20 protein-coding genes and 2 pseudogenes are annotated in these 25,123 nt (G+C 72.0%); 16 read left to right on the top strand and 6 right to left on the bottom strand.

Going from position 1 to position 25,123, the window contains the following annotated elements; translation table 11 throughout:
* Window positions 1-87: 87 nt before the first annotated feature.
* The gene (locus ACFZBT_RS05715; RefSeq protein WP_391098711.1) at window positions 88-2,565 is read left to right on the top strand and encodes a ThuA domain-containing protein; all 2,478 of its coding nucleotides are present in this window, start codon (window positions 88-90) and stop codon (window positions 2,563-2,565) included.
* Complete coding sequence (locus tag ACFZBT_RS05710) at window positions 2,562-4,754, top strand: OmpL47-type beta-barrel domain-containing protein (protein WP_391098708.1); 2,193 nt, start codon at window positions 2,562-2,564, stop codon at window positions 4,752-4,754. The genes ACFZBT_RS05715 and ACFZBT_RS05710 overlap by 4 nt, the downstream gene beginning before the upstream one ends.
* Window positions 4,755-4,757: 3 nt before the next feature.
* Here ACFZBT_RS05710 and ligD read toward each other — a convergent pair whose 3' ends face one another.
* Both ligD and ACFZBT_RS05700 read right to left on the bottom strand, forming a co-directional pair.
* Window positions 4,758-5,786: a non-homologous end-joining DNA ligase gene (ligD, locus tag ACFZBT_RS05705; RefSeq protein WP_391098705.1), complete on the bottom strand. Its 1,029-nt coding sequence runs from the start codon at window positions 5,784-5,786 to the stop codon at window positions 4,758-4,760.
* A 52-nt stretch (window positions 5,787-5,838) separates the two neighbouring features.
* Window positions 5,839-7,599 (bottom strand): SpoIIE family protein phosphatase, encoded by a 1,761-nt coding sequence (locus tag ACFZBT_RS05700; protein ID WP_391098702.1) that lies wholly within the window; start codon window positions 7,597-7,599, stop codon window positions 5,839-5,841.
* A 144-nt stretch (window positions 7,600-7,743) separates the two neighbouring features.
* On the opposite strand from ACFZBT_RS05700, the gene ACFZBT_RS05695 reads away from it, so the two are divergent.
* Window positions 7,744-8,808, top strand: a complete 1,065-nt coding sequence (locus tag ACFZBT_RS05695) for an ATP-dependent DNA ligase (RefSeq protein WP_391098699.1) — start codon at window positions 7,744-7,746, stop codon at window positions 8,806-8,808.
* Window positions 8,809-8,815: 7 nt separating this feature from the next.
* Here ACFZBT_RS05695 and ACFZBT_RS05690 read toward each other — a convergent pair whose 3' ends face one another.
* Window positions 8,816-10,006 carry an alcohol dehydrogenase catalytic domain-containing protein gene (locus tag ACFZBT_RS05690; RefSeq protein WP_391098697.1) on the bottom strand — a complete coding sequence of 397 codons (1,191 nt, stop codon included), beginning with the start codon at window positions 10,004-10,006 and terminating at the stop codon, window positions 8,816-8,818.
* Window positions 10,007-10,225: 219 nt separating this feature from the next.
* Between ACFZBT_RS05690 and ACFZBT_RS05685 the strand changes: the two genes are divergently transcribed.
* Window positions 10,226-11,206: a DUF3048 domain-containing protein gene (locus ACFZBT_RS05685; protein ID WP_391098695.1), complete on the top strand. Its 981-nt coding sequence runs from the start codon at window positions 10,226-10,228 to the stop codon at window positions 11,204-11,206.
* 32 nt (window positions 11,207-11,238) lie between these two features.
* Here ACFZBT_RS05685 and ACFZBT_RS05680 read toward each other — a convergent pair whose 3' ends face one another.
* Complete coding sequence (locus tag ACFZBT_RS05680; protein ID WP_391098692.1) at window positions 11,239-11,703, bottom strand: MarR family transcriptional regulator; 465 nt, start codon at window positions 11,701-11,703, stop codon at window positions 11,239-11,241.
* Window positions 11,704-11,910: 207 nt separating this feature from the next.
* Between ACFZBT_RS05680 and ACFZBT_RS05675 the strand changes: the two genes are divergently transcribed.
* The 8 genes from ACFZBT_RS05675 (at window position 11,911) to ACFZBT_RS05640 (ending at window position 18,792) form a co-directional block, all read left to right on the top strand.
* Window positions 11,911-12,666, top strand: a complete 756-nt coding sequence (locus ACFZBT_RS05675) for a 3-oxoacid CoA-transferase subunit A (protein ID WP_391098690.1) — start codon at window positions 11,911-11,913, stop codon at window positions 12,664-12,666.
* Entirely contained in the window at window positions 12,666-13,310 is a 645-nt protein-coding gene (locus tag ACFZBT_RS05670) for a 3-oxoacid CoA-transferase subunit B (RefSeq protein WP_391098687.1), read from the top strand. The genes ACFZBT_RS05675 and ACFZBT_RS05670 overlap by 1 nt, the downstream gene beginning before the upstream one ends.
* Complete coding sequence (locus ACFZBT_RS05665; protein WP_391098684.1) at window positions 13,307-14,509, top strand: acetyl-CoA C-acyltransferase; 1,203 nt, start codon at window positions 13,307-13,309, stop codon at window positions 14,507-14,509. Before ACFZBT_RS05670 ends, ACFZBT_RS05665 begins: the two co-directional genes overlap by 4 nt.
* Window positions 14,510-14,621: 112 nt before the next feature.
* Complete coding sequence (pcaH, locus tag ACFZBT_RS05660; protein WP_391098681.1) at window positions 14,622-15,395, top strand: protocatechuate 3,4-dioxygenase subunit beta; 774 nt, start codon at window positions 14,622-14,624, stop codon at window positions 15,393-15,395.
* Between the two features lie 6 nt (window positions 15,396-15,401).
* Window positions 15,402-16,007, top strand: a complete 606-nt coding sequence (gene pcaG / locus ACFZBT_RS05655) for a protocatechuate 3,4-dioxygenase subunit alpha (RefSeq protein ID WP_391098679.1) — start codon at window positions 15,402-15,404, stop codon at window positions 16,005-16,007.
* The gene (gene pcaB / locus ACFZBT_RS05650; RefSeq protein WP_391098677.1) at window positions 16,004-17,299 is read left to right on the top strand and encodes a 3-carboxy-cis,cis-muconate cycloisomerase; all 1,296 of its coding nucleotides are present in this window, start codon (window positions 16,004-16,006) and stop codon (window positions 17,297-17,299) included. The genes pcaG and pcaB overlap by 4 nt, the downstream gene beginning before the upstream one ends.
* Window positions 17,296-18,417 carry a 3-oxoadipate enol-lactonase gene (pcaD, locus tag ACFZBT_RS05645; RefSeq protein ID WP_391098675.1) on the top strand — a complete coding sequence of 374 codons (1,122 nt, stop codon included), beginning with the start codon at window positions 17,296-17,298 and terminating at the stop codon, window positions 18,415-18,417. The genes pcaB and pcaD overlap by 4 nt, the downstream gene beginning before the upstream one ends.
* A gap of 222 nt (window positions 18,418-18,639) precedes the next feature.
* Complete coding sequence (locus ACFZBT_RS05640; protein ID WP_391098673.1) at window positions 18,640-18,792, top strand: hypothetical protein; 153 nt, start codon at window positions 18,640-18,642, stop codon at window positions 18,790-18,792.
* 1 nt (window position 18,793) lies between these two features.
* Here ACFZBT_RS05640 and ACFZBT_RS05635 read toward each other — a convergent pair whose 3' ends face one another.
* Complete coding sequence (locus ACFZBT_RS05635; protein WP_391098670.1) at window positions 18,794-21,478, bottom strand: AAA family ATPase; 2,685 nt, start codon at window positions 21,476-21,478, stop codon at window positions 18,794-18,796.
* 180 nt (window positions 21,479-21,658) lie between these two features.
* On the opposite strand from ACFZBT_RS05635, the pseudogene ACFZBT_RS05630 reads away from it, so the two are divergent.
* From ACFZBT_RS05630 to ACFZBT_RS05615, 4 genes and pseudogenes are all read left to right on the top strand, one after another.
* Window positions 21,659-22,354: pseudogene (locus ACFZBT_RS05630) on the top strand (MFS transporter); the annotation flags it as partial.
* Entirely contained in the window at window positions 22,279-22,860 is a 582-nt protein-coding gene (locus tag ACFZBT_RS05625; protein WP_391098667.1) for an anhydro-N-acetylmuramic acid kinase, read from the top strand. The pseudogene ACFZBT_RS05630 and the gene ACFZBT_RS05625, both read left to right, overlap by 76 nt.
* Before the next feature lie 57 nt (window positions 22,861-22,917).
* A pseudogene (locus tag ACFZBT_RS05620) lies at window positions 22,918-23,037 on the top strand (DUF2510 domain-containing protein); the annotation flags it as partial.
* Between the two features lie 123 nt (window positions 23,038-23,160).
* The gene (locus ACFZBT_RS05615; RefSeq protein ID WP_391098912.1) at window positions 23,161-24,315 is read left to right on the top strand and encodes a hypothetical protein; all 1,155 of its coding nucleotides are present in this window, start codon (window positions 23,161-23,163) and stop codon (window positions 24,313-24,315) included.
* 178 nt (window positions 24,316-24,493) lie between these two features.
* Here ACFZBT_RS05615 and ACFZBT_RS05610 read toward each other — a convergent pair whose 3' ends face one another.
* Window positions 24,494-25,105, bottom strand: coding sequence for a TetR/AcrR family transcriptional regulator C-terminal ligand-binding domain-containing protein (locus ACFZBT_RS05610; protein WP_391098665.1), 612 nt, complete (start codon window positions 25,103-25,105; stop codon window positions 24,494-24,496).
* Window positions 25,106-25,123: the final 18 nt, after the last annotated feature.

Below are 25,123 nucleotides of genomic sequence, written 5' to 3'. Positions count from 1 at the left end.
TTGGAGTCATCCCGGTCATAGGTATTGGCGAAAGATGCAAAGGGGTTTAGCTTCCTTGGCGGTGTTGCTGTGACCGAGGAGGTGCCCATGCACTTACGAGGGTTGAGCAAGGGAAGACGTGTCTGGGCGGCCTCCGTGGCCGCCGGAGTCGTGACCGCCGGGCTGTTGTCGGGGCCGGCCGCGAACGCGCGGCCGTATCCGGAACCCCCGCTGACAACGATGTCGATCAAGTCGCCGCCGGGCGGCGCGAATGTACGGGTGCTGATCTTCCACGGTTCCGCGGCGGCCGGGGAGGAGTCCCCGGTCGTGAACGCCGGGATCGAGGCGATCGAGAAGATCGGGCTCTCGGGCCCGGCGAACCGCCGTTTCAAGGTCCAGGCCACTGGCGACGCCTCGGTGTTCACCGACGAGACGAGACTCGGCCGCTTCAACGCGATCGTGTTCCTGACGGGCGGGGGCGATGTCCTCGACGCGGAGCAGGAAGCGGGCCTGGAGGCGTACATGGAGGCCGGCGGCGGGTTCGTCGGCCTCCATGACGCGGCACGTGCGGAGCCGTACTCGGACTGGTTCACCGGACTGGTGGGAGCCCGCCCGGCCGCTTCGAGCCCCTCGGCCGTGCAGCGTGCCACCGTCGAGGTCGGCGACCGCGGGCACCCGGCCACCAAGGACCTGCCGGTGCAGTGGAAGCACCCGGACAAGTGGCTGAACTGGGTGAAGAACCCGTCGGGTGACGTCCACACGGTGGCCCGGGTACGGGAGTCGAGCTACCAGCCGGGCACGGGCGCCAACGGCTGGGACCATCCGGTCAGCTGGTGCCGTGACTACGACGGCGGCCGCTCCTTCTACACCGGCATGGGCGGCACGGTGTCCTCGTACGACGAGACGGACTTCCGTGCCCATCTGCGCGGCGCGCTGCTGTGGACGACCCGGCTGGAGCAGGCCGACTGCAAGGCGACCATCAACGCCAACTACCAGGCGGAACGGCTGACCAAGCCCAACCAGCCGGGGCAGAACGACCAGATCGGCGAGCCGCACGGGCTCGTCACCGCGCCCGACGGCCGGGTGTTCTACATCGGCCGGGGCGGCGCCGACTCCTCCCAGCCCGTGGTCACCGACTGGAACAACCCTGACATCGGCAAGGGCAAGGGCGAGATCCACGTCTACGACCCGAGGACCAAGCAGGTCACGCTCGCCGGTGCGCTCACCGTCTTCGGCAACAAGGGCGGCGGCGACGAGCTGGTCAAGGTCGAGGAGGGGCTGCTCGGCATCGAGCTGGACCCGGCGTTCCAGCAGAACGGCTGGGTGTACCTCCACTACACGCCCCACTCGCAGATCAACCGCGACACACGGATGGCCGAGCGTCGCGTCTCCCGCTTCACGCTCGACCAGGCCACGAACAAGCTGGACCTGGCCAGTGAGAAGGTGCTGCTGAAGTGGCCGGTGCAGATCCACAGTTGCTGTCACTCGGGCGGCGGGATGGCCTGGGACTCCAAGGGCAATCTCTACATCGCCACCGGTGACAACAACTCCAGCGGGTTCAGCTCCGGTTACTCGGGCAACAACCCGCAGCCGAACTACAAGGGCGTCTCCTTCGCGGACGCGCGCCGCACGGCGGGCAACACCAACAACCTCAACGGCAAGATCCTGCGCATCCACCCGGAGCCGGACGGGACGATCACGCTCCCCGAGGGCAACCTCTTCACCGGGAAGGAGACCGACGAGGGCGGCGGCAAGACCCGCGGCGAGATCTATGTGATGGGGGTCAGGAACCCCGCGCGTATCTTCATCGACAAGTCGACCGATGTGCTCTACGCGGGCTGGGTCGGTCCGGACGCGGGCGCGCCCTCGACGACCTGGGGTCCGGCCAAGTACGACACGTTCGCGGCCATCACCGAGGCGGGCAACCGCGGCTGGCCGTACTGCATGGGCAACAAGCAGCCCTACCGGGACCGCAATCTGCCGGATCCGTCCAAGCCGCTGGGCTGGTACGACTGCGACCGCCCGAAGAACGAGTCGCCGAACAACGACGGTCTGGTCAATCTGCCGCCGGTCACCGGCAACAACATCTGGTACTCGCCGCAGGGCGGCGCGCCGGACTACCCGAGGGACGCGAACGGCGTCCCCTCGTACAAGGCGGAGGAGGCTACGTACCGGCTGCCCTGGCTGAAGGGCGGCGGGCAGGCGGCGATGAACGGGCCGGTCTACCGGTACGACGCCGGCAGCACGAGCGCGGCCAAGTGGCCCGCCTACTGGGACGGCAAGTGGTTCGTCGGTGACTTCTACGACGCCGACCAGCCGCGCAACGCGGTGCTCATGGACCCGAAGACGCAAGGAGACGGCGGTCTGCCGGTGCACTCGGAGTCGCTGAAGAAGATCGTGCCGATCGGCAACGACGGCATCAAGAACCTGATGGACTGGAAGTTCGGTCCGGACGGTGCGCTGTACGTCCTCGACTACGGCCGCGGTTTCTTCACCTCGGACTCCAGGTCCGCCCTGTGGCGGGTCACCTACAAGGGCGGCGGGCCGACCCCGGCCGCCGGTCAGCTGGCGAGGGGGACCGAGTGACCCGGCAACGAAGAATCTGGGCCGCCCTGCTGGCCACCCTGCTCGTGGTGCTCGGTGTGCAGGCGCTGCCGGCGTCCGGGCAGCCGAAGGCGAAGGCCGCCGAACAGGTCCTCACCTGGACGGCCGGCAACGACATCGACAAGTACCTCTCGGCGCCGAAGACGGCGGTCGCCGGCACGGCCACGATCGTGTTCGAGAACAGTGTGGCCACCGGCAACACCACGGGCATGCCGCACACGCTGACGTTCGTGACGAGCGATCCCGAGTTCAACGACGACGTGCAGCTCAACATCATGGCCAATCCGAACGACGCCCAGGGCGGCAAGTACACCGCCCAGGTCACGCTCACACCCGGCCGGTACTTCTACCACTGCACGATTCCCGGCCACGGCCAGATGCAGGGCATCCTCACCGTGACCGAGGGCACCGGCGAGGACACCACGGCGCCCGAGGCGTCAGCGCACGTGAGCGGGACGCAGAACACCCAGGGCGAGTACGTCGGCTCGGCGAGCGTGGCGCTGCACGCGACCGACGAGGGCGGCTCGGGCGTCGAGAGGATCGAGTACGCGATCGGTGACACGGGTGCCTGGCAGCCGTACACCGCGCCGGTCGTCGTCGACCAGGTCGGCGCCCACAAGGTCCGCTACCGCGCCTTCGACAAGGCGGGGAACGTCTCCGCCGAGAAGAGCGCCGCGTTCACGGTCGTGGCGCCGCAGTCGGACGACACCACCGCGCCGGAGACCTCGGCGACGGTGAGCGGTGAGCGCGACCCCGAGGGGGCGTACATCGACATGGCGACGGTCACCGTCTCCGCCTCCGACACGGGTTCCGGGGTCAACACCATCGAGTACGCGGTCGGCTCCGGCGCCTGGCAGCCGTACACCGCGCCGGTGATGGTGCACCAGGTCGGCAACCACACCGTCCGCTACCGCGCCACCGACAAGGCGGGCAACGTCGCGGCCGAGAAGAGCGTGCAGTTCACGGTGGTGGCGGCACCGCCGCAGGACACCACGCCGCCGGTGACGGGCGTGTCCGTGGACGGTACGAAGAACTCCGCCGGGGCGTACGTCAACAGCGCGCGGGTGACCGTCACGGCGACCGACGCGCACGGTTCGGGCGTCGAGAAGATCGAGTACTCGCTCGACGGCGGGCCGTATCTCGTCTACTCGGCCCCGGTGGTGGTCGACCGGGCGGGCGGGCACACGATGGCGTACCGGGCTACGGACAAGGCCGGCAACACCGCGGCCGCGCGCACCGTGACCTTCACGGTCGTCTCCGGGCAGGTCCCGGCGCCCGACTGCCCGGAGTACGACGAGCGGTTGACGGTGATCGTCGGCTCGGTCGACTCGGGAGTGCGCAACCGGGTGACCGACAACCGGTGCCGGATCGGCGAGCTGATCGAGGACGAGAAGGAGTGGACGTCCCACGCGCTGTTCCTCAAGCATGTGACGTCCGTCCTCGACGCGCTGCTGAAGGAGGGCGTACTCGACCAGCGCGAGTACAACGCCGTCCGGAAGGCCGCCCGCCAGTCCGGCATCGGCAAGCCGGGGCAGACCGAGGGTTATCGCGCGCTCTTCGACGGCAGCGCGGAGTCGCTGGCCAAGTGGCGCCAGGTGGGCGGCGGTTCGTTCGGGCTGAACGCCGACGGGACGATCACCTCCAGCACCACCACGCCCGGCATGGGCATGCTGTGGTTCCCGGAGCGCAAGTACGGCGACTTCTCGCTGAAGCTCCAGTGGCGTGACGACGCGCCGGGCACGGGCAACGCCAACTCCGGTGTGTTCGTGCGCTTCCCCTGGGTCCACGACCACCCGGAGGAGTCACGCCCGGAGTGGGTCGCCATCAAGTACGGGCACGAGGTGCAGGTGCTCGACCGGCCCGACGGCGACATGTACAAGACGGGGTCGGTCTACGGCTTCGACCGGGTGGGGCTCGCCGGTGCCGGTGTGACCCAGAAGGGCACCTGGAACGACTACGAGATCCGCGTGGTCGACCAGCACTACTCGGTGTACCGCAACGGTGTGCTGATCAACGAGTTCGACAACACCGGAGGCCAGGCGTTCACCCCGCCCCGCTCGGACGACCCGGGCACGGACGGGCGGCGGTTCGCCTCCGGCTACCTCGGGCTCCAGGTGCACGGCACGACGGATGTCGTCTCGTACCGGGACATCCGGATCAAGGAGCTGTAGGCGTCAAGGAGCCGTAGGAGGCTTCTCCTTGCGGGCCCTGCTCGGCTGTACCCGCCTCGGTTCACCCGGCATCTTCGGATACTCGGGCGGGTACGGCAGGTCTCCCAGCCCGTGGTCGTGCTCGTCGCGGCGGGCGAGGTCGAGCAGGGACTCCAGGGAGTAGCGGTGGTCGTCCATGTCCGCGTGCACGTCGCCGAGTTCGGCGAAGCGCGCGGGCATGGTCGCGAGGTCGAAGTCCTGGGGGTGCGCGACCCCCACCTCGTCCCAGCTCAGGGGCGCGGAGACGGGGGCGTGCGGGCGGGGCCGCACCGAGTAGGCGGAGGCGATCGTGCGGTCGCGTGCCGTCTGGTTGTAGTCGACGAAGATGCGGCTGCCCCGCTCCTCCTTCCACCACTTGATGGTGACCTGGTGGGGCATGCGCCGCTCCAGCTCCCGGCCCACGGCGATGGCGGCGCGCCGGACCTGGGTGAAGGTCCAGCGGGGTTCGATGGGCACGAAGACGTGCAGGCCCCGGCCGCCCGAGGTCTTGGGGAAGCCGCGCAGTCCGCCGAACTCGTCGAGCACCGACCGGAGTTCGTGGGCGGCGCGGGCGGCGTCGTCGTAGTCGGTGCCGGGCTGCGGGTCGAGGTCGATGCGGAGTTCGTCCGGGTGGTCGACGTCGTCGCGGCGAACCGGCCAGGGGTGGAAGGTGAGGGTGCCGAACTGGGCGGCCCACACCACCGCTCCGACCTCCGTGGGGCACATCTCGTCGGCGCTGCGGCCGCTGGGGAAGGTGATGTGCGCGGTCGGGATCCAGTCGGGCATGTTCTTGGGCGCCCGCTTCTGGAAGAAGTTCTCGCCGTTCACGCCCTCGGGGTAGCGCTCCAGGGTCGTGGGCCGGTCGCGCAGGGCGCGCAGGATGCCGGGGCCGACGGCGATGTAGTAGCGGGCGAGGTCCATCTTGGTGAAGCCGCGCTCCGGGAAGAACATCTTGTCCGGGCTGGACAGCCGTACGGTCCGCCCGCCCGCCTGAAGTTCCACCGCGTCACCCATGCTCGCCACGGTAGGCGCAGGGCGTGGGCCTCGCATGCGGAGCGTTCGGGCGTCACCGGGCGCGCAGGCGGGTGGCGAGCAGGGTGACGTCGTCCTCGGTGGTGCCGTGCACGAGGCGGGCGAGGAGGGCGTCGACGACGCTCTCCAGGGAGCCGTCGAGGTCGAGGCGCAGATGCGTCAGGCGGCGCAGTGAGGAGTCGATGTCCCTGCGGCGGTCCTCGATCAGCCCGTCGGTGTACATGAGCAGCACGGTTCCGGGGCGCAGGGGCAGGGTCAGTGCCTCGTAGCCGCCGATGTCGGTGCCCAGGGGCGGGCCGGTCGAGACGTGCACGAGTTCGGCGGGGGCGTCCCGGTGCAACAGGACGGGCGGTGGATGTCCCGCGCCGGCGAAGGTGCAGGTGCCCTCGTGGGGGTCCACGAGGGCGAGCAGGCACGTGGCCACGCGGTCCAGGCCGATGCTCGCCAGCCGGTGGTCGGCCTCCTGGAGGATCCGCTCGACCGGGGCGCCGGAGGCGGCGATGCTGCGCAGCAGGGAGCGGTACTGGCTCATGGCGACGGCGGCGGTGAAGCCGTGGCCCATGACGTCGCCCATCACCTGGAGGGTGCGGCCGCAGGGCAGGGCCATCGAGTCGAACCAGTCCCCGCCGACGAGGGCGCGCTGCCCCGCCGGGAGGTAGCGGGAGGCGGTCTCGATGTCGGGGTGGGGGCCGCCGGGCTCGGACAGCAGGGCGCGTTGGAGTTCCAGGGCCATGCTGTGTTCGAGGGTGTACTGCCGGGCGTTGTCGATGGCGACGGCGGCGCGGGCGGCCAGTTCCTGGGCCACGACGACGTCTTCGTCGGTGAAGGGCGCGGAATCGCCGGCGCGGTGCAGGTACAGGACGCCGACCGGGTGCTCCCTGGTCGGCAGCGGAACCACGACGATGGAGTGGATCCCCACCTCGCGGACGACCTCCACGTCGAGCGGGGTGCGCAGCATCTTCAGCAGCACGTCGTCCGAGGCGAGGTTCCCGACCCACGGGCGGCCGGTGTCGAGGCAGCTCCGGACCGGTGAGTCACGCGGGACGTCGAAGTAGTATCCGGTCCTCGCGGTCAGTCCGATGCGGGCGATGATGTCCGGGCCGCCCGCCGAGGCCATGACGCGCAGCCGGAGGACGCCGGGCGCCGGCGGCGGCAGATCGTCGGCCTCCTCCGTGTCCACGATCCGCACGGTCGCCCGGTCGGCCAGGCTCGGCACGACGAAGTCGGCCAGCTCCGCGCAGGTCTTCCCGACGCTCAGGGTCGTGCCCACCCGGGTGGCGGCGGTGTCCAGCAGGGCCAGGCGCTGATGGGCGCGTTCCAGGTCGTCCATGTACTGCCGCAGTCCGCTGACCTCCACCGCGACGCCGCACAGGCCGAGCACCCGGCCGTGGTCCTCCAGCCGGTGGTAGACCGCGCTCCACTGGCGCTGCCGGAACGGCGACGGGGCGCGGGTGGTGCCGGTGACGGTCAGCGCCCTGGAGCGGCCGTCGCCGAGGACCAGGCGCAGGACGTCCTCCGAGCGGTGGATGTCCGGCAGAACCTCGGCCATGGTCCGGCCGTGGAACTCGTCGGGCGGCACGCCGCTCATGCGGGCCATGGCTTCGTTGACGTACCGGAAGCGAAGCCGTTCGTCGAGGATGGCCACCGCGGCCGAGGTGCCGTCCAGGACATTGCGCAGGATCTGGTACTCGTGGGCCTGCTCGACGGCGTCGTCGGGCGCGTCGGCCAGCAGCGAGACGAGGGCGTCCTCGGCACCGGAGAAGAGCGAGTTCAGCGGTAGCTGGTCGTAGCCCACGCGAATCCTCCTGATCAGAGCACGCCACGTTCCAGTGTGTCGCCGTCGGCAGAGCGCCGCATCCCGGGCGATCTCGCCCTGACCTGCGACTTTCGGTCGCTCGTTCAACAGGCGGACCGCCGGTGCCGCTCGTAGAGTCAGGGCATGGATCTCCCGGTGATGCCCCCCGTGCTGCCGATGCTCGCCAAGTCCGTGGCCGCGATCCCCGCGGGCATGCAGTACGAGGCCAAGTGGGACGGATTCCGGGCGATCGTGTTCCGCGACGGGGACGAGGTCGAGCTGGGCAGCCGTACGGGCAAGCCGCTGACCAGGTATTTTCCCGAGCTGGTGACGGCTGTGCGGGAGCGGTTGCCGGAGCGTTGTGTGATGGACGGGGAGATCGTGATCGCGCGGGAGGGGCATCTGGACTTCGACGCGCTGACGGAGCGGATCCATCCGGCGGACTCCCGGGTGCGGATGCTGGCGGAGCGGACGCCGGCCTCGCTCGTCGCCTTCGATCTGCTCGCGCTCGGGGACGAGTCGCTGATGGACGTCCCGATGACCGACCGGCGGGAGCGGCTGGCCGGGGAGCTGGCGGGGGTGACGGCACCGGTGCACCTGGCACCGGCCACCACCGACATCGAGGTGGCGCGGCAGTGGTTCGAGCAGTACGAGGGGGCGGGCCTGGACGGAGTCATCGCCAAGCCGCTGACGGTGCGCTACCGCCCGGACGAACGCGCGATGTTCAAGATCAAGCACGAGCGCACGGCGGACGTGGTGGTCGCCGGGTACCGCCTGCACAAGAGCGGCCCCGTCGTGGGCTCGCTGCTGCTCGGCCTGTACGACGACCGGGGCACCCTCCAGCACGTGGGCGTGTCCGCGGCCTTCCCGATGAAGCGGCGTGCCGAGCTGGTGGAGGAGCTGGAACCGCTGCGGATGGACGACGCGACGGGCCATCCGTGGGCGGCCTGGGCCGAGGAGGCCGCGCACGAGAAGGCCCGGCTGCCCGGGGCGCCAAGCCGCTGGTCGGGCCGGAAGGACCTGTCATGGGTGCCGCTCAGGCCGGAGCGGGTGGCCGAGGTGGCGTACGACCACATGGAGAACGGGCAGCGTTTCCGGCACACCGCCCGCTTCCGCCGCTGGCGCCCGGACCGGACCCCGGAGAGCTGCACCTATGCGCAGCTCCAGGAGCCGGTCCGCTACGACCTGGCTGAGATCCTGGGGGTCTGAGCGGGGCTCAGGGCTGCATCAGCACCTTGACCGCGCCGTCCTGCTTGCGCTGGAACATCTCGTACGCGTGCGGGGCCTCCGACAGCGGCAGCCGGTGGGTGGCGAAGTCCTCGACACCGAGGGGGTCCTCGTCGGTCAGGTACGGGATGATGTCGTCGCTCCAGCGGCGGACGTTGGCCTGGCCCATCCTGATCTGGACCTGCTTGTCGAACAGGGTGAGCAGCGGCAGCGGGTCCGCCTGGCCGCCGTAGACGCCGGACAGCGAGATGGTGCCGCCGCGGCGCACCAGGTCGATGGCGGTGTGCAGCGCTGCGAGCCGGTCGACGCTGAAGCGTTCGGCGAGCGGACCGCTCAGTTTGCTGGGCAGGATCGACGAGGCGTACTGCACCATGCGCGCGGCCGCGCTGCCGTGAGCCTCGGTGCCGACCGCGTCGATCACGGCGTCGGGGCCGCGGCCGTCGGTCTCGTCGCGGATCGCGGCGACGAGTTCCTTCTCGTCGTCGAAGGACCTGAGGTCGTACGTCTCCACGCCCCGCGCGCGGGCGCGGCGCAGCCGCTCCGGGACCAGGTCCACGCCGAACACCCGCCCGGCGCCCCGGAGCCGGGCCACGCGGCAGGCCATGTCGCCGATGGGTCCGAGGCCGAGCACGGCGACGCTGCCGCCCTGCGGGACCTCGGCGTAGGCGACCGCCTGCCAGGCGGTGGGCAGGACGTCGGAGAGGTAGACGAAGCGGTCGTCGGGCGGGCCCTCCGGGACCTTGATCGGGCCGAACTGCGCCTGCGGGACCCGCAGGTACTCGGCCTGGGCGCCCGGCACGGCGCCGTACAAGCGGGTGTAGCCGAACAGGGCGGCGCCCATGCCCTCGCCGCTGACCTGGGTGGTCTCGCACTGGGTGGGCAGGCCGGTGAGGCACATCCAGCAGTTGCCGCAGGCGATCTGGAACGGCACCACGACCCGGTCCCCGGCCTGGAGGTCCGGTACACCGGCGCCGACCTCCTCGACGATGCCCATGGGTTCATGGCCGAGGATGTCCCCCGGTGTCATGAACGGCGTGAGCACCTCGTACAGATGCAGGTCGGAGCCGCACAACCCGGTGGAGGTGATGCGGATGACCGCGTCCGTCGGCTCCTGGATCGTCGGATCGGGCACGTTCTCCACCCGCACGTCCCGCTTGCCCTGCCAGGTCACTGCCCTCATCGCCTCGCGCTCCCTCCGTCGGCGTGCGCGTCGGTCGTTTCGGCTCGGCCGTTTCGGAGAGGCCCGGGTACCCGGGTGCCCCGCACTGAACCTTGAGCCGATCGACGGATGCGACGGGGACACCGTCCGTTCGGAAACAGTCAGACATGGCCATCAATGCTCAGATAAGCGCACAATCAGAACAAGCAGCTGACATGAGGCGCGGTGGCGACGGTGGGCATGGGACGAGAGGCGCGCGGACGGCGGTCCGCGACGACAGCGGCGCTGCTGGCCGCGACGGTGGCGGCGGCCCTGGCGGCGGGCTGCACGAGCGGGGGCGGGCCGCCCGACGACGGGCGGGGCTCGGCGGGCACGTCGGAGCGCGGCACGTCACCCACGCCGACCGACGGCTCCGTGCTCGCCGTCAAGATCGACAACGCCACTTCTGCCCGCCCGCCCACGGGTGTCGACGCCGCTGACGTGGTGTACGTGGAGCAGGTCGAGGGCGGGCTGAGCCGCCTGATGGCGGTGTACGCGACGAAGCTGCCGCAGTCGGTCGGCCCGGTGCGCAGCGCCCGTGAGTCGGATCTGGAGCTGCTGCGCCAGTTCGACCGGCCCACACTCGCCTTCTCCGGCGCCCAGACGAAGCTCCTGCCGCTGATCGACAAGGCACCGCTGCGGACGGCGACGCCGGGCAGCGCCTCCGACGCCTTCTTCCGCGACCCCGACCGGTCCGCCCCGCACAACCTCTATGTCCGGCCCGAGCGGATCGTGCCGGAAGCCCCGGGCCGGTCCGCCCTGACCACCGGCTTCCGCTACGGCTCCGCCCCGGCGGGCGGCACCGAGGCGACTTCGCAGACGGTGCGCTATCCGGCGGCCCGTTTCACCTTCACCTGGTCGGACTCCCGGGACCGTTGGCTGGTCGGCATGGACGGCTCGCCCGCCACGACGGCCGACGGCGAGCGGATGGCGGCCGCGACGGTCGTCGTGCAGTACGTGAAGGTGCGCGAGTCCGCCTTCCGGGACTTCCTCGGCAACAACACGCCGTACACCGAGACGGTGGGCTCGGGGAAGGCGAAGGTACTGCGCGACGGGCGCGCCCACGACGTGAACTGGGAGCGCGAGGACGCCACGGACGGCACGGCGTTCACCACCCGCGACGGCACACCCGTGAACTTCGCGAAGGGCCAGGTGTGGGTGGTGTACGCCAAGGCGCCCTGACCGGCCCGCGCGGACAGCGCGTGCCGCACCGGTCAGCGGGGCGCCACCAGGGACTCCCCTGGATTGCGCAGGCCTTCGGCCGCGTCCGACACGCGCCGGATGAGGTCGAAGAACACCTTCTGCTCCTCGGCGGTCAGCGGCGCGAGGAAGATCTGGTTCATCCGGGCGGTGCGCACGGTCAGCTTGCGGTGGGTGCGTACGCCCTCCTCCGTGAGACGCAGCAGGAAGCGGCGGCCGTCCTGCGGGTCACGGACCTTGTCGAGCAGTCCGCGCCGGATGAGCCGGCTGATCACCTCGGCGATGGTGGACCGGTCGAGTCCCACCCGCTCCCCCGCCGTGCGCTGATCCAGGCCGGGCTCGGCGACAAGCGTGTTGAGGACCGCGTACTGGGGCGAGGTGATCTCCTCGGAGACCATCGTGTTCCACAGCAGGTAGTGCGCCTGCTGGAGCCGCCGGGCCAGGTGCCCGGGGTGGGTGGTGAGGTCGGCCGCCGCCATGTGCACCCCTCCGTCGTATTCGTTGGTGCACTGAACAATACCGGGCCATTGCCGAGCTGTCTGCCGACCACACAAGGGATCAGAGCGGCATTCGCCGAGGTCTTGACGCCCCGCCGCGGCGATGGCAGCGTGAAAGGAGCTTCACGGAAATACTCAGTGTGCTGACTAATCAAGGTCGGGGCGCTCGGAAGAGATGGGGCTTCTCGGATGGACAAGGTGGTCGCCACAGCCCTGGAGGCGGTGGCCGATGTGCCCGACGGCGCGTCGCTCGCGGTGGGCGGTTTCGGGCTGAGCGGTGTGCCGAACGTGCTGATCCAGGCGCTGTACGAGCGCGGGGTGGCCGGGGTGTCGGTGGTCTCCAACAACTGCGGGGCGATGGAGTCGGGGCTCGCGGTCCTGCTCGCCGCCGGCCGGATCGCCCGGGTGACGGGCTCCTACATCGGTGCGAACAAGGAGTTCGCGCGGCAGTACCTGGCCGGGGAGCTGGAGGTCGAGCTGATCCCGCAGGGGACGCTGGCCGAGCGGCTGCGGGCCGGCGGCGCGGGGATCCCCGCCTTCTACACCCCGGCCGGGGTGGGCACCCAGGTCGCCGAGGGCGGTCTGCCGTGGCGCTACGACGGTGAGGGCGGGGTCGCGCTGGCCTCGCCGCCGAAGGAGGTCCGGGAGTTCGACGGCGAGGAGTTCGTACTGGAGCGGGGCATCCGCACCGACTTCGCCCTGGTCCGGGCCGCGAAGGGCGACCGGCACGGGAACCTGGTCTTCAACAAGTCCGCCCGGAACTTCAACCCCCTCGCCGCGATGGCCGGGCGGGTGACGATCGCCGAGGTGGAGGAGCTGGTGGAACCCGGCGAGATCGATCCGGACGCGGTGCACCTGCCCGGCATCTTCGTGCAGCGGGTCCTCGCGCTCACCCCCGAGCAGGCGGCGGACAAGAAGATCGAGCAGCGGACGGTGAGCAACTGATGGCCTGGACGCGTGAGGAGATGGCCGCGCGGGCGGCCCGGGAACTGCGGGACGGCCAGTACGTCAATCTCGGCATCGGCCTGCCCACCCTCATCCCCAACTACCTGCCCGAGGGCGTCGAGGTCGTCCTCGAATCGGAGAACGGCATCCTGGGCACCGGCCCCTACCCCACCGAGGACACCGTCGACCCGGACCTGATCAACGCCGGCAAGGAGACCGTGACCGTCCTGCCGGGCGCGTCCTTCTTCGACTCGGCGCTGTCCTTCTCCATGATCCGGGGCGGGCACATCGATGTCGCGGTACTGGGCGCCATGCAGGTCTCCGAGCGGGGCGACCTGGCCAACTGGGCGATCCCCGGCAAGCTGATCACCGGCATCGGCGGGGCGATGGACCTGGTGCACGGCGCCCGTACGGTCGTCGTCGTCATGACCCACACCGCCAAGGACGGCTCTCCCAAGATCCTCACCGAGTGCGCCCTGCCGCTGACCGGCAAGGGGTGTGTGAACCGGATCATCACCGACCTCGGCGTCCTCGACGTCACCGAGGACGGGCTCGTCCTGGTCGAGACCGCGCCGGGTGTGAACGCCGACGAGATCGTCGCCAGGACCGACGCCGAACTGACCGTGCCGGAGGGCCTGAAATGAAGGACGTCTACCTCGTCGACGCGGTCCGCACGCCGATCGGCCGCTACAACGGCGGACTCGCGAGCGTGCGTCCGGACGACCTCGGCGCGCACGCGATCCGCGAACTGCTCGCCCGCACCCCCGGCCTGGATCCGTCGCGGATCGAGGACGTGTACTTCGGCAACGCCAACGGCGCCGGGGAGGAGAACCGCAACGTCGGCCGTATGGCCGCCCTGCTGGCGGGCCTGCCCACCTCGGTGCCGGGCGTGACCGTCAACCGGCTGTGCGCGTCCGGGCTGGAGGCGGTCATCCAGGCGGCTCGCGCGATCGCGATCGGGGACGCCTCGATCGCCGTGGCCGGTGGCGTCGAGTCGATGACCCGGGCGCCCTATGTACTGCCCAAGTCCGACAAGCCCTTCCCGGCCGGACACACCGAGCTGTACTCCACGACTCTGGGCTGGCGGATGGTCAACCCGAGGATGGAGCCGCGGTGGACGATTCCGCTGGGCGAGTCGGCCGAACTCATCGCCGACAAGCACAAGATCAGCCGCGAGCAGCAGGACGAGTTCGCCCTGCGCAGCCATGAGAAGGCGGCCGAGGCTCAGCGGGCCGGTCTGTTCGAGGCCGAGCTGGCGCCCGTGGCGGTTCCGCAGCGCAAGGGCGAGCCGGTTTCCTTCGCCGCCGACGAGTGTGTCCGTCCGGATGCCTCCCTGGCGACGATGGCCAAGCTGAAGCCGTCGTTCCGCAAGGAGGGGGGCACGGTGACGGCGGGCAACGCGTCACCGCTCAACGACGGTGCGGCGGCCCTTCTTCTGGTCGACGAGGAGGGCCTGAGGGCCACCGGCCGCGAGCCTCTCGCCCGGATCTCCGCGACCGGCGTCAACGCCGTCGACCCGGACTACTTCGGCCTCGCGCCCGTCGAGGCCGTCAACCGGGCGTTGGCCAAGGCGGGCAAGGGGTTCGACGACCTGTCCGTGCTGGAGCTGAACGAGGCGTTCGCGGCGCAGGTGCTGGGGTGTGTGGCCGAGTGGCCCGAGTTCGATACCGCGATTCTCAATCCGCAGGGTGGGGCGATCGCCCTGGGCCATCCGCTGGGTGCGTCCGGAGCCCGGCTCGCCGGGACGGTCGCTCATCAGCTTGCCCGGCGGGGCGGTGGCGTCGGTGTCGCCACGCTTTGTATCGGCGTGGGCCAGGGGCTCGCGCTTGTTCTGGAACGTTGAGCGTTCGGCCGCGGGCCGTATGTGGCTGGTCGCGCCCACGCGGCGGAGCCGCATATCGACACAGCCCCGCGCCCCTGACCGGGCACGATCCTCAAGAACCTCAGGGACCTCCATGACTCTCACTCAGCACGACATCGATCAGGAGATCGCGGCCGAGCGCGCCGCGTACGAGAAGCGGCTCGCGGAGGGCGGGCCCGTCGAACATCAGCCGCGGCGGGACTACGCGCCGTACCGTTCCTCGGTGCTGCGGCACCCGAAGCAGCCGCCGGTCACCATCGACGTCAGCAAGGATCCGGAGCTGGTGGAGCTGTCCTCCCCGGCCTTCGGGGAGCGGGACATCACCGAGATCGACAACGACCTCACCCGGCAGCACGACGGCGAGCCGATCGGTGAGCGCATCACCGTCTCGGGCCGGCTGCTGGACCGCGACGGCCGCCCGGTGCGCGGGCAGCTCGTGGAGATCTGGCAGGCCAACTCGGCGGGCCGCTACGCCCATCAGCGTGAGCAGCACGACGCCCCGCTGGACCCGAACTTCACCGGTGTCGGCCGCACCCTCACCGACGCCGAGGGGCACTACCGCTTCACCACCGTCCAGCCGGGCCCGTACCCGTGGCGCCAGCACGTCAACGCCTGGCGACCGGCCCACATCCACTTCTCGCTCTTCGGCTCGGCGTTCACCCAGCGGCTCGTGACGCAGATGTACTTCCCGAGCGACCCGCTGTTCCCGTACGACCCGATCATCCAGTCGGTGACGGACGACGCGGCCCGGCAGCGGCTGGTCGCCACGTACGACCACAGCCTGTCGGTGCCGGAGTTCTCGATGGGCTACCACTGGGACATCGTGCTCGACGGGCCGCAGGCCACCTGGATAGAGGAAGGGCGCTGACCTGCCATGACGAAGATCGACCCGAGCCGCCCGGAGACCGTGCTGCCGACCCCGTCGCACACGGTCGGCCCCTTCTACGGCCACGCCCTGCCGTTCCCCGGCGGCGGGGACATCGCGCCTGTCGGCCACCCCGACACGATCGTCCTCCAGGGGTACGTCACCGACGGCGAGGGCAATCCGCTGCCGGACGCGTTCGTGGAGCTGTGGGGCGCCGACCCGGACGGGAACCTGCCGCGGGTCGACGGCTCGATGCGACGGGACCCGGCGAGCGGTGGTTTCCTGGGCCGTAACGGCGTGGAGTTCACCGGCTGGGGCCGGATCCAGACCGATGCCAACGGCCACTGGACCGCGCGGACGCTGCGGCCCGGGGCGCGCGGGCGGAGCGCGCCGTACCTCAGTGTGTGCGTCTTCGCCCGCGGGCTGCTGGTGCACCTGTACACGCGGATCTATCTGCCGGGCGACGAGGCGGCACTGGCCGCCGACCCGCTGCTTTCCCGGCTGGAGGACGGGCGCCGCGACACGCTGATCGCCGTGGAGGAGGCGCGCGGCACGTACCGTTTCGACATCCGCCTTCAGGGCGAAGGCGAGACGGTCTTCCTGGAGTTCCAGTGACAGCTGCGTACGGCGACACCGGCCTGCTCGCCCCCGGGTGGGCGGACTCGGCGGCCGCGGCCGCCACGAGCGACCACGCGTATCTGCGGGCGCTGCTCGACGCGGAGGCCGCGCTGACCCGGGCCCAGGCCGCGCGGGGGCTCGCCCCCGCCGAGGCGGCGACGGCGGTGACCGAGGCGGCGGGCTCCGGTGTCTTCGACGTCCGGTCCCTCGCCGAGCGGGCCCGCACCGGCGGCAACCCCGTCATTCCCCTGGTCGCTGAGCTGACGAAGGCCGTCGGCGAGGAGTACGGCCCCTACGTCCACCGGGGCGCGACCAGCCAGGACATCATGGACACGGCGACGATGCTGGTCGCCGCGCGGACCCTGGAGCTGGTCCTCGCCGACCTCGGACGCACCGAGCAGGCGCTCGCCCGGCTGGCCGCCGAGCACCGCGACACCGCGATGCCCGGGCGGACGCTCACCCAGCACGCCGTACCGACGACCTTCGGGCTGAAGGCGGCCGGATGGCGGGCGCTGGTCCTCGACGCGCGGGACCGCACGACGGTCGTACGGGACTCACTGCCCGCCCAACTCGGAGGCGCGGCGGGCACGTTGGCGGCATTTGGGGCGTACGGCGCGGGCGATCCGACCGGGCTGCCGGCGGCGTACGCCCGTGAACTCGGCCTCAGGGCACCCGAGCTGCCCTGGCACATCCTGCGGACGCCCGTCGCCGATCTCGCCGGGTGCCTCGCCTTCACGGCGGGCGCGCTCGGCAAACTCGCCGTGGACGTCCTCACCCTGTCGCGCACCGAGATCGCGGAGGTCGCGGAGGGCAGCGGCGGGGGCTCGTCCGCCATGCCGCACAAGTCCAACCCCGTACGGTCCACCCTGATCGCCTCCACCGCACGACGGGCACCGCAGCTCGCGGCCACGCTGTACGGCTCGCTGGCGGCGGAGGACGAGCGGCCGGCCGGGGCCTGGCACGCCGAGTGGGAACCACTGAGGGACCTCCTGCGGCTGGTCGGCGGCGCCGCCCGGGACGCCGTCGGGCTGGCCGGGGGACTGCGGGTCAGGCCCGAGGTCATGCGCGAACACCTGGACCTGACCGGCGGGTTGATCGTCTCCGAGCGGCTCTCCGCCGAACTGGCCCCGGTGCTGGGCCGCGCCCGCGCCAAGGAACTCCTCACCCGGCTGGCCGCCGAGGGACGCCCGCTCGCCGAGGCACCGGAGCTGGCGGACGTCGACCTCGACCCCACCCACTACACCGGCTCCGCCGGAGCCCTCACCGACCGCGCTCTGGAGCGACGTTGACACTCCTGAACCACCGCACCGAAGGGCCCGCCTCCGCTCCCCCGCTGCTGCTCGGCCCCTCCCTCGGCACGTCGTACGCCCTCTGGGACAAGGTGGCGCCCGAGCTGTCGGTCACCCACCGGGTGGTCCGCTGGGACCTGCCGGGGCACGGCGGTTCGGCGGCCGGGCTCATCGAGGCCGGCGCGACGGTCGGTGACCTCGCCGACCTGGTGCTCGCGCTGGCCGACTCCCTCGGCGTCGAACGCTTCGCGTACGCGGGTGTGTCACTGGGCGGGGCCGTGGGCCTGCACCTCGCGGTGCACCGTCCGGAGCGGCTGTCGTCGCTGGCCGTGATCTGCTCGTCGGCGCACTTCAACGGCCCCGGGCCGTGGGAGGAGCGGGCCGCGCTGGTGCGGCGGGAGGGCCTGGCCGGGCTGGCGGCGGGCGCGGACGCGCGCTGGTTCACGTCCGGGTTCACCGTGCCCGAGCTGGTGCGGGACCATCGGGAGGCCGACCCGGACGCGTACGCCGCCTGCTGTGACGCGCTCGCCGCTTTCGATCTGCGGGACCGGCTGCCCGAGATCGCCGTGCCGACGTTGCTGGTCGCCGGCCGCGACGATCCGGCGACGCCGCCCGCGCATCTGCGGGAGATCGCCGACGCGGTGCCGGGCTCGACGCTCGTCGAGCTCCCCGACGCCTCGCATCTGGCGCCGGCGCAGTGCCCGGAGGCGGTGCTGACCACGCTCCGGGCCCACTTCGGCGGGCCCGCCGGACGCGGGATGGAGGTGCGGCGCGAGGTGCTCGGCGACCCGCACGTCGACCGGGCGCAGGCCCGGCAGACCCCCTTCACCGCGCGCTTCCAGGACTTCATCTCGCGCTACGCCTGGGGCGAGATCTGGACCGACCCGACGCTGTCGCGCCGCGAGCGCAGCATGATCACCCTGACCGCGCTGGTCGCGCACGGCCACTACGACGAGCTGGCGATGCATGTGCGCGCGGCGCGCCGCAACGGGCTCACGCCGGAGGAGATCGGCGCGGTGCTGCTGCAGACGGCCGTCTACTGCGGCGTGCCGGCGGCGAACTCGGCGTTCGCGACGGCCCAGCGGGTGCTCGCGGAGGAGGACCCCACCGGCGGGTGATCCCGCTGGTCGTGGGCCCCGACGGCGGCCTCACGCGCCGGCGACGGTCGCCGTCGGCGCTCCGGGCCTGGGTCGTGTGCGCGAAGTCCCTTCGTCCGCCCGGAGGGCGGGCCCTGCGGCGTGCTTTCGGCGTGCCGGACGCAGTCCCTCGTACTGGGAGTACTCGGGACTGTGTCCGGTGCGGCGAGAGTGCATGCCAGGCGTCGCGGGCCAGGAGGGACTTTGCGCACACGACCCAGTCGCTCCGGCCACCCGGGACCGGGCTCGGGTGGCTGCTTCGACGGCACCCGTGCCGCGCGGGCCCCCGAGGGTGCGTACGACCCCGCGGTGCGCAGGCTGCTCGCGGCGCTGACCGACCAGCCGTTCCGTGTCTGAGCTACGCCGGTCCGACGCCGGCCGCGAGCACGGCCCGTGCCCGCTCCGCCAGTCCGTCGGCGCCGCACGAGACCGCCAGGTCCAGGCCGCGTTCGAGGTCGCTCACCGAGCGGGCCGCGATGCCGTACTCGATGCGGGCCGCCGCGTGCTCGTACTGGCAGGGCGACGCCTCCAGATATGTGACGGCCTGGGCGGCGAGCCGGACCGCGCGCTGCCCGGTCTCCAGGGCGGCGGCGCAGCGCAGGGCCTCGCCGATGGCGGTGTCCGTGCCGAAGCGCTCGGCCTGCCGGCGGACGTCGACGGCGAGCCGGGCGGCCCGGGCCGGGTCCTCGGTGCTGAGGGCCCGGGCGAGGTCGATGGCCCAGGGGACGAGCACGGGATTGTGGTGACCGCGTGCCGCCGCCGCCTTCTCGGCGGCCTCCAGTTCGTTGATGCCGTCCTTGGTGCGGCCGACGGCCAGCAGCAGCCTCCCGCGCACCGAGCGCGGGTCCGGCAGGACGATGGTGGAGGGGTAGGGCGGGGCGAAGCCGTAGCGTTCGGCGACCTCCCAGGCCTCCTGGACATGGCCGCGGGCGAGCAGCGTGTCGACGAGGTTGCAGGTCGCGGACCAGTACAGCGGGAGCCCGCGGCCGACGCGCTCGGCGAGGCGCAGCGACTCGCGCAGGGACGACTCCGCCTCTTTCAGACGGCCCCGTCTGCGGTGGCCGAGCCCGACGTAGGCGTGGGCCAGGGCGAGGTGGCCGCCGCTCCAGCCGGCCGTCTCGTAGGCGCGCAGGGCCTCGTTGTAGAGGGTCTCGGCGCGGTCGAGGCGGTCGGTGAAGGCGTACGCGTTGGCCAGCATCAACAGCAGTTCGATGCCCCACTCGGTGTCGGTCCAGCCGAGCCCGGGGGCCAGCCGGCCGTTGACGAGGGCGCGGTCGCACAGCTCGGCGACCTCCTCCGCGTTCTCGCCGTGCATCAGGGCGTCGAAGCCGCGCAGCATGAGCAGCGCGCGTTCGGAGTTGTCGCGGCCGGTGCAGGTGGCGGCGAGGTCGGTGAGCCGCCGGGAGCGGTCGGGTGAGGTGGCCTCGCCGGCGTGCAGGCCCTCCCACATGAAGTGCACGGCCTGGAGCCGCATCCGGGCGGGTCCGGGCCGCAGCCGGGCGGCCTCCGCCTCGACCGTGCGGACGGCCTCCTCCAGCTCGTCGTTGTGGAGCAGCGCCTGGGAGAGCCGGAAGACCGCGTCCACCCGCTTGTCCCCGCCGAGGCCGGGCATGGAGAGCGCGGTCCGCAGATGGCCGATGGTGCGGGCGGGGGCGGTCAGGAAGGTGGCCTCGGCCAGTTCGTACAGCACGTGCGGGTGGGACTCGGGCCGGGGCGGTTCCTCCAGGGCGCGTTCCAGGCAGCGGCGGGCGGCGTCGGGGGCGCCGACGGCGAGGTGCTCGCGGGCGGCCTCGCGCAGCTGTCCCACGAGCTCCTCGTCGTCGTCCGGGTGCACTTCGAGGAGGTGGCGTGCGGCCGCGGCGGCACCGCGCCCCTCGTCGGTGACGATCCGGGCGGCGATGCCGTGCATGGCGGTGCACAGGGCGTCGGGTATGGAGTTGTAGACGGCGGTGGCGATCAGCGGGTGGACGAACTCCAGGTCGCCGTCGGCGCAGCGGCCGGTCGCGGGGTCGGGTGTGGTGAGGATGCGGGCGCTGCGCAGCAGTTCGGCGCAGCGGCGGGCCTCGTCGGGCCTCAGGGTGGCGAGTTTGGCGACCATGCCGGTGGTGATGCCGGTGCCGAGGATGGCGGCGGCCCAGGCGAACCGCGTGGCGTCGATGCCGAGTTCCTCCAGGCGGGCGACGAGGCCGCCGCCGCGGGCCGAGCGGTTCAGTTCGCGCAGCTCCCCGGCCCGGGACTCGACCGGTTCGACCTCGCTGTCCTGGACCCTGGCGAGGAGTTCGACGGTCTCGTAGGGGTTGCCCGCGGTGACGGCCCAGACCTCACGGCAGAACGCGGCGTCGGCGTGCGGGCCGAGGGTGGCGCGGGTGAGGCCGGCCGTCGCGTCCGGGGTGAGGGCGCTCAGCGTCGTGACCGGGCCGTGGGCGGCGGCGGCGACGGTGTCGAGGTGCCGGGCGCTGGTGCCGGAGACCTCGCCGGGGCGGCGGGTGACCACGACCAGCACCGACACCTCGTCGAGGCGCTCGACGAGCCCGGCGAGCCAGTGCAGGGTCTCCTGGTCGGCCCAGTGGGCGTCGTCGATCAGCAGCACCAGCGGCCAGTCCCGGCGGGCGAGCCGGCGCACGGCGGCGACCAGTCCGTCGCACACGCCCTGCGGGTCGGCCTGCCGGCCGCCGGGCTCCGCGATGCCGAGGGCGGGGCCGGCGATGTCGTACCAGTCCCCGAGGTACTCGCGGGCCTCCTCCGGGAGCATCGACACCAGCGCCGGCTGCAGCAACTGCCGTACCACGTTGAAGGGGACCGACCTGAGGGTCTCGCCGCCGCGTGCCGACCAGACCGTGCAGCCGCGGGCCTCGGCGATACGGCGGGTTTCGGCCAGCAGCGTGGTCTTGCCGAGTCCGGCCTCGCCGCGGAAGACCAGCAGTCCGCCGGACGAGGAGCGGTCCGCCGTCAGGCCGTCGATCGCCCGCGCGACGGCGGCGACCTCCTCGTCGCGCTCCCAAAGGGAAGCCGAGGCGCCGGCCGTGGGCCGTACCTCCGTCATCCCGCTACCTCCCCAAGTCGCCCGAACGACGTACAGACGTCGAGCGTAGTCCTCCGATTGCCTGAGCGGAGGACGGTCCGGGCACCTGTTGCCGTGACGGGTGACACCGACGGCGACCGTACGGCGCATCCGGCCCGTCACCAGCCGCCTTCGGGTCAACAAGGCACAACGGTACGGGAGGTGACGGCCATTCACCAGGGACGGGACACCCGGCGCGGCCGACGGGCGCTGGTCGCGGGGTCGGTGGGCAATCTCATCGAGTGGTACGAGTTCGGCGTCTACGGCTACTTCGCGACGATCATCGCGGCGCGGTTCTTCACGCCGGAGGGCGGCAGCGAGATCGAGGCTCTGGTGAAGACGTACGCGTCGTTCGCGCTCGCGTTCTTCTTCCGCCCGGTCGGGGCGGCGCTTTTCGGCCGTCTCGGGGACCGCGTCGGCCGTCGGCCGGTGCTGGTCCTGGTGATCACGCTGATGACGGTGGCGACGACGCTGATCGGCGTTCTGCCGACGTACGCGCAGGCGGGTGCGCTCGCACCTTGGCTGCTCACCTTCCTGCGGGTGCTCCAAGGGCTGTCGGCCGGCGGGGAGTTCGGCGGGGCGGTGTCGGTGATGACGGAGTTCGCTCCGCCGGGCCGGCGGGGGCTGTACGGGTCGTGGCAGTCGTTCACGGTCGCACTGGGACTGCTGGGCGGTGCGGGCGCCGCCGCGCTGCTCGCCACCGTGCTGACCGAGGAGCAGCTCGGCGCGTGGGGCTGGCGGCTGCCGTTCCTGCTGACGCTGCCGCTGGGGCTCGGGGCGCTGTGGCTGAGGCTGCGGCTGGACGAGACACCGGAGTTCGTGGCGGAGCGGACGGGGTCCTGGCCGCCCGGGGCCGGGTGCACGGGCCGCTGCTGGACCGGCTCCTCCAGGAGCCGTACTACGCGCTGCCCGCGCCCAAGACGACGGGCAAGGAGCTTTTCCATCTCGGTCATCTGCGGGACGCGCTGGCCGGGTTCGGGACGCTGCCCGCCGAGGACGTCGTCGCGACGCTGACGATGCTCACGGCCCGGACCGTGGCGGACGCGGTGCGGTCGGTGGGCGCGACGGAGGTGATCGCCTCCGGTGGCGGGACGGGCAACCCGGTGCTGATGAGGATGCTCGGGGAGCTGCTGCCCGGGGTTCCGGTGCGCGCCTCGGACGAACTGGGGCTGCCGTCCGGGGCGAAGGAGGCGTACGCCTTCGCCGTCCTGGGGTTCCTGACGCTGCACGGACTGCCCGGCACCTCACCCGCGAGCACCGGTGCCCGGCATCCGAGCGTGCTCGGTTCGGTGACCCCGGGCCGGTACGGACTACGCCTGCCACCGCCCGTCCGCGAGTTGCCGACCCGGTTGATCCTGGAATGACCGATCCTGGTCGACTCCTCTCATGCCTCTTTCACCGACGCCTCATACGGTGGGGGCATGACGCAGGAGACTCCTTCCGGGTGGTACCCGGACCCCGGCCAGAAAAGTGACGGGCCCGCCACCGAACGCTGGTGGGACGGCAAGGCCTGGACGGCCCGCATTCGTCCGGCACAGCCCCCCGCCGCATGGGGTCCCCCGGACCAGCCGCCGACGCCTCCGGCGGCCGAGGAGGGTCCGGCTTCTGCGGGGGACCGGGGCGAGGATGCCGGTTCGGCCGCTACCGCGGGCTCGGGCTCTGCGATAAATCCGGCCTCTGCGACAGACCCGGGGGCCGCCGACGATCCCGTTCCTGCGGCAAGCGCGGGCTCTGCGGGTGATTCAGCCCCGTCGGGGGATCCGACTGGGGCCGTACATCCAGACGGGCATGGCGGCGCCGCCGGGCACCCGGAAACCCCCGGACACCCCAGCACCGCCGGACAATCGAGCGCCCCCGGGCACCCAGGCACCGCCGGGCACCCGGGCACCGCCGGCTACCCAGGCGCCCCCGCATACCCAGGCACCCCCGGACAACCTCCAGGGCCGACCCAGTACTCCAACACCTCCGGGTACCCGGGCGCCGGAGCGTATCCCGGATATCCCGCCACGCCCCCGGCCGCCCGGGGAAGCCGGCTGCGGATCGGGATCGCCGTCGCGGCGGCCGTCGTTGTTCTCGCGAGCATCGGGGTCGGGGTGTACGCGCTGACCGACAACGGCGGTTCGGGCGGCGGTTCGGCCACCTCGCAGGGGCCGGGCGGCCCGGGCGCACCCGGCGGCCAGGGCGGGCCGTTCGGCGGGCCGGGTGGCTCGGGGGGTTCCGGAGGCGATGGCGGGTCCGGCGGTTCCGGTGGGCAGAGCCCGTCTCCCGAGCGGTCCGAGCCGCCGAAGATCAGGAGCGGGTCGGTGACCGACGCGGTCAGCGGGATCAGCATGCCGATCCCGGAGGGCTGGTACGGCCAGGAGATCACGGTCGGCGCGCAGGTCACGTCCGACGACTCCTACAAGTGCCCCGGCGACACCTCCAAGACCTGCACGAAGGGCGGAGCCTACTCCGCACCGGCCCTGGCCCTCGGCGCCAAGGGCAGCACCGCCGAGGAGATCGCCAAGGCGGACATCTCGGCCAATGCCGAGGAGTCCTACGGCGGCAAGTCCTACGGCGGGATCACCTCGCACGACGTACTGGCCGCCAAGGCGGTGACCGTGGCCGGGCAGAAGGGCTATCTGGTCCGTTGGAAGGCCGTCACCAGCAAGGGTGCCGACGGCATCGTGGAGTCGCTCGCGTTCCCCTCACCCGCGAACGCGAAGCAGATGGTCGTCGTCCGGTTCGGCGTGGACGCCGACCAGAAGGAGTCCGTCCTCGACGACATCACCAAGGGCATCAAGGTGTCGACGGGCAGCGGCAACGGCCAGGACGTCTGACAAAAACACAAGGAGCACAAGCAACGACCGCCCCGCCCGGAAATCGGCCGGCCGGGTGGGGCGCCCCCGCCGCTCACAGGGGAACCCCACCCGGCCGGGGGGTGCGCGCCGCCCCCGTCCCCACGGGTCGGCGCGATCGGGCCGCCGTCCGGTCATCCCGGCGACGGCGGCCCGGGTCTCATCTCAGGCCCAGCGCCGGCAGCACGGCGGCCTCCACGAACCGGACCAGATAGTCCGGGTCGGCCCACTCGCCCTCCAGGACGGGCCGCACCCGCAGGACGCCGAACATCTGCGCCGGGATGTATTCCAGCGCCGGATGATCGGCGGGCACCTCTCCCCTCTCGACGCCGCGCCGGATGATCTCCTTCAGCGCGGCGATCTCCGGTTCGATCAGCGCCTCGCGCAACGCTCGCTGCAGCTCCGCGTCCTGGGGGGCCGCGTGGGCGAGCGCCTGGAGGAGCTGGGTGTCCCGGCCCGACAACTCCCCTGCCGCCCGGGCGGCCTCACGCAGGTCGTCCGCGAGCGAGCCGGTGTCGATGCAGCGCGTCCGCCGGTGGGAGCGCAGTGCCGCCGCCACGAACTGGGGCTTGGTCTTCCACTGCCGGTAGAGCGTGGACTTGCTGCAGCGGGTACTGGCGGCGATCCCCTCCATGGTGACGGAGTCGTAGCCGCACTCCCGGAGCTGCTCCAGCACGGCGTCGAAGAACTCCTGCTCACGCTCCGGCGTGATCTTGGAGCGGCGTGTGGCACCGACCGGCTCGGGTCGGTCGTCCGCAGCCTGCGACGTCATGGGCTCTGCTCCCGGCTT

The organism is Streptomyces sp. NPDC008137 (assembly GCF_042957035.1).
In the GTDB taxonomy this organism is placed as follows: domain Bacteria; phylum Actinomycetota; class Actinomycetes; order Streptomycetales; family Streptomycetaceae; genus Streptomyces.
The sequence above is the reverse complement of the archived record's forward strand: the minus strand, read 5'-3'. Positions and strand labels throughout refer to the sequence as shown.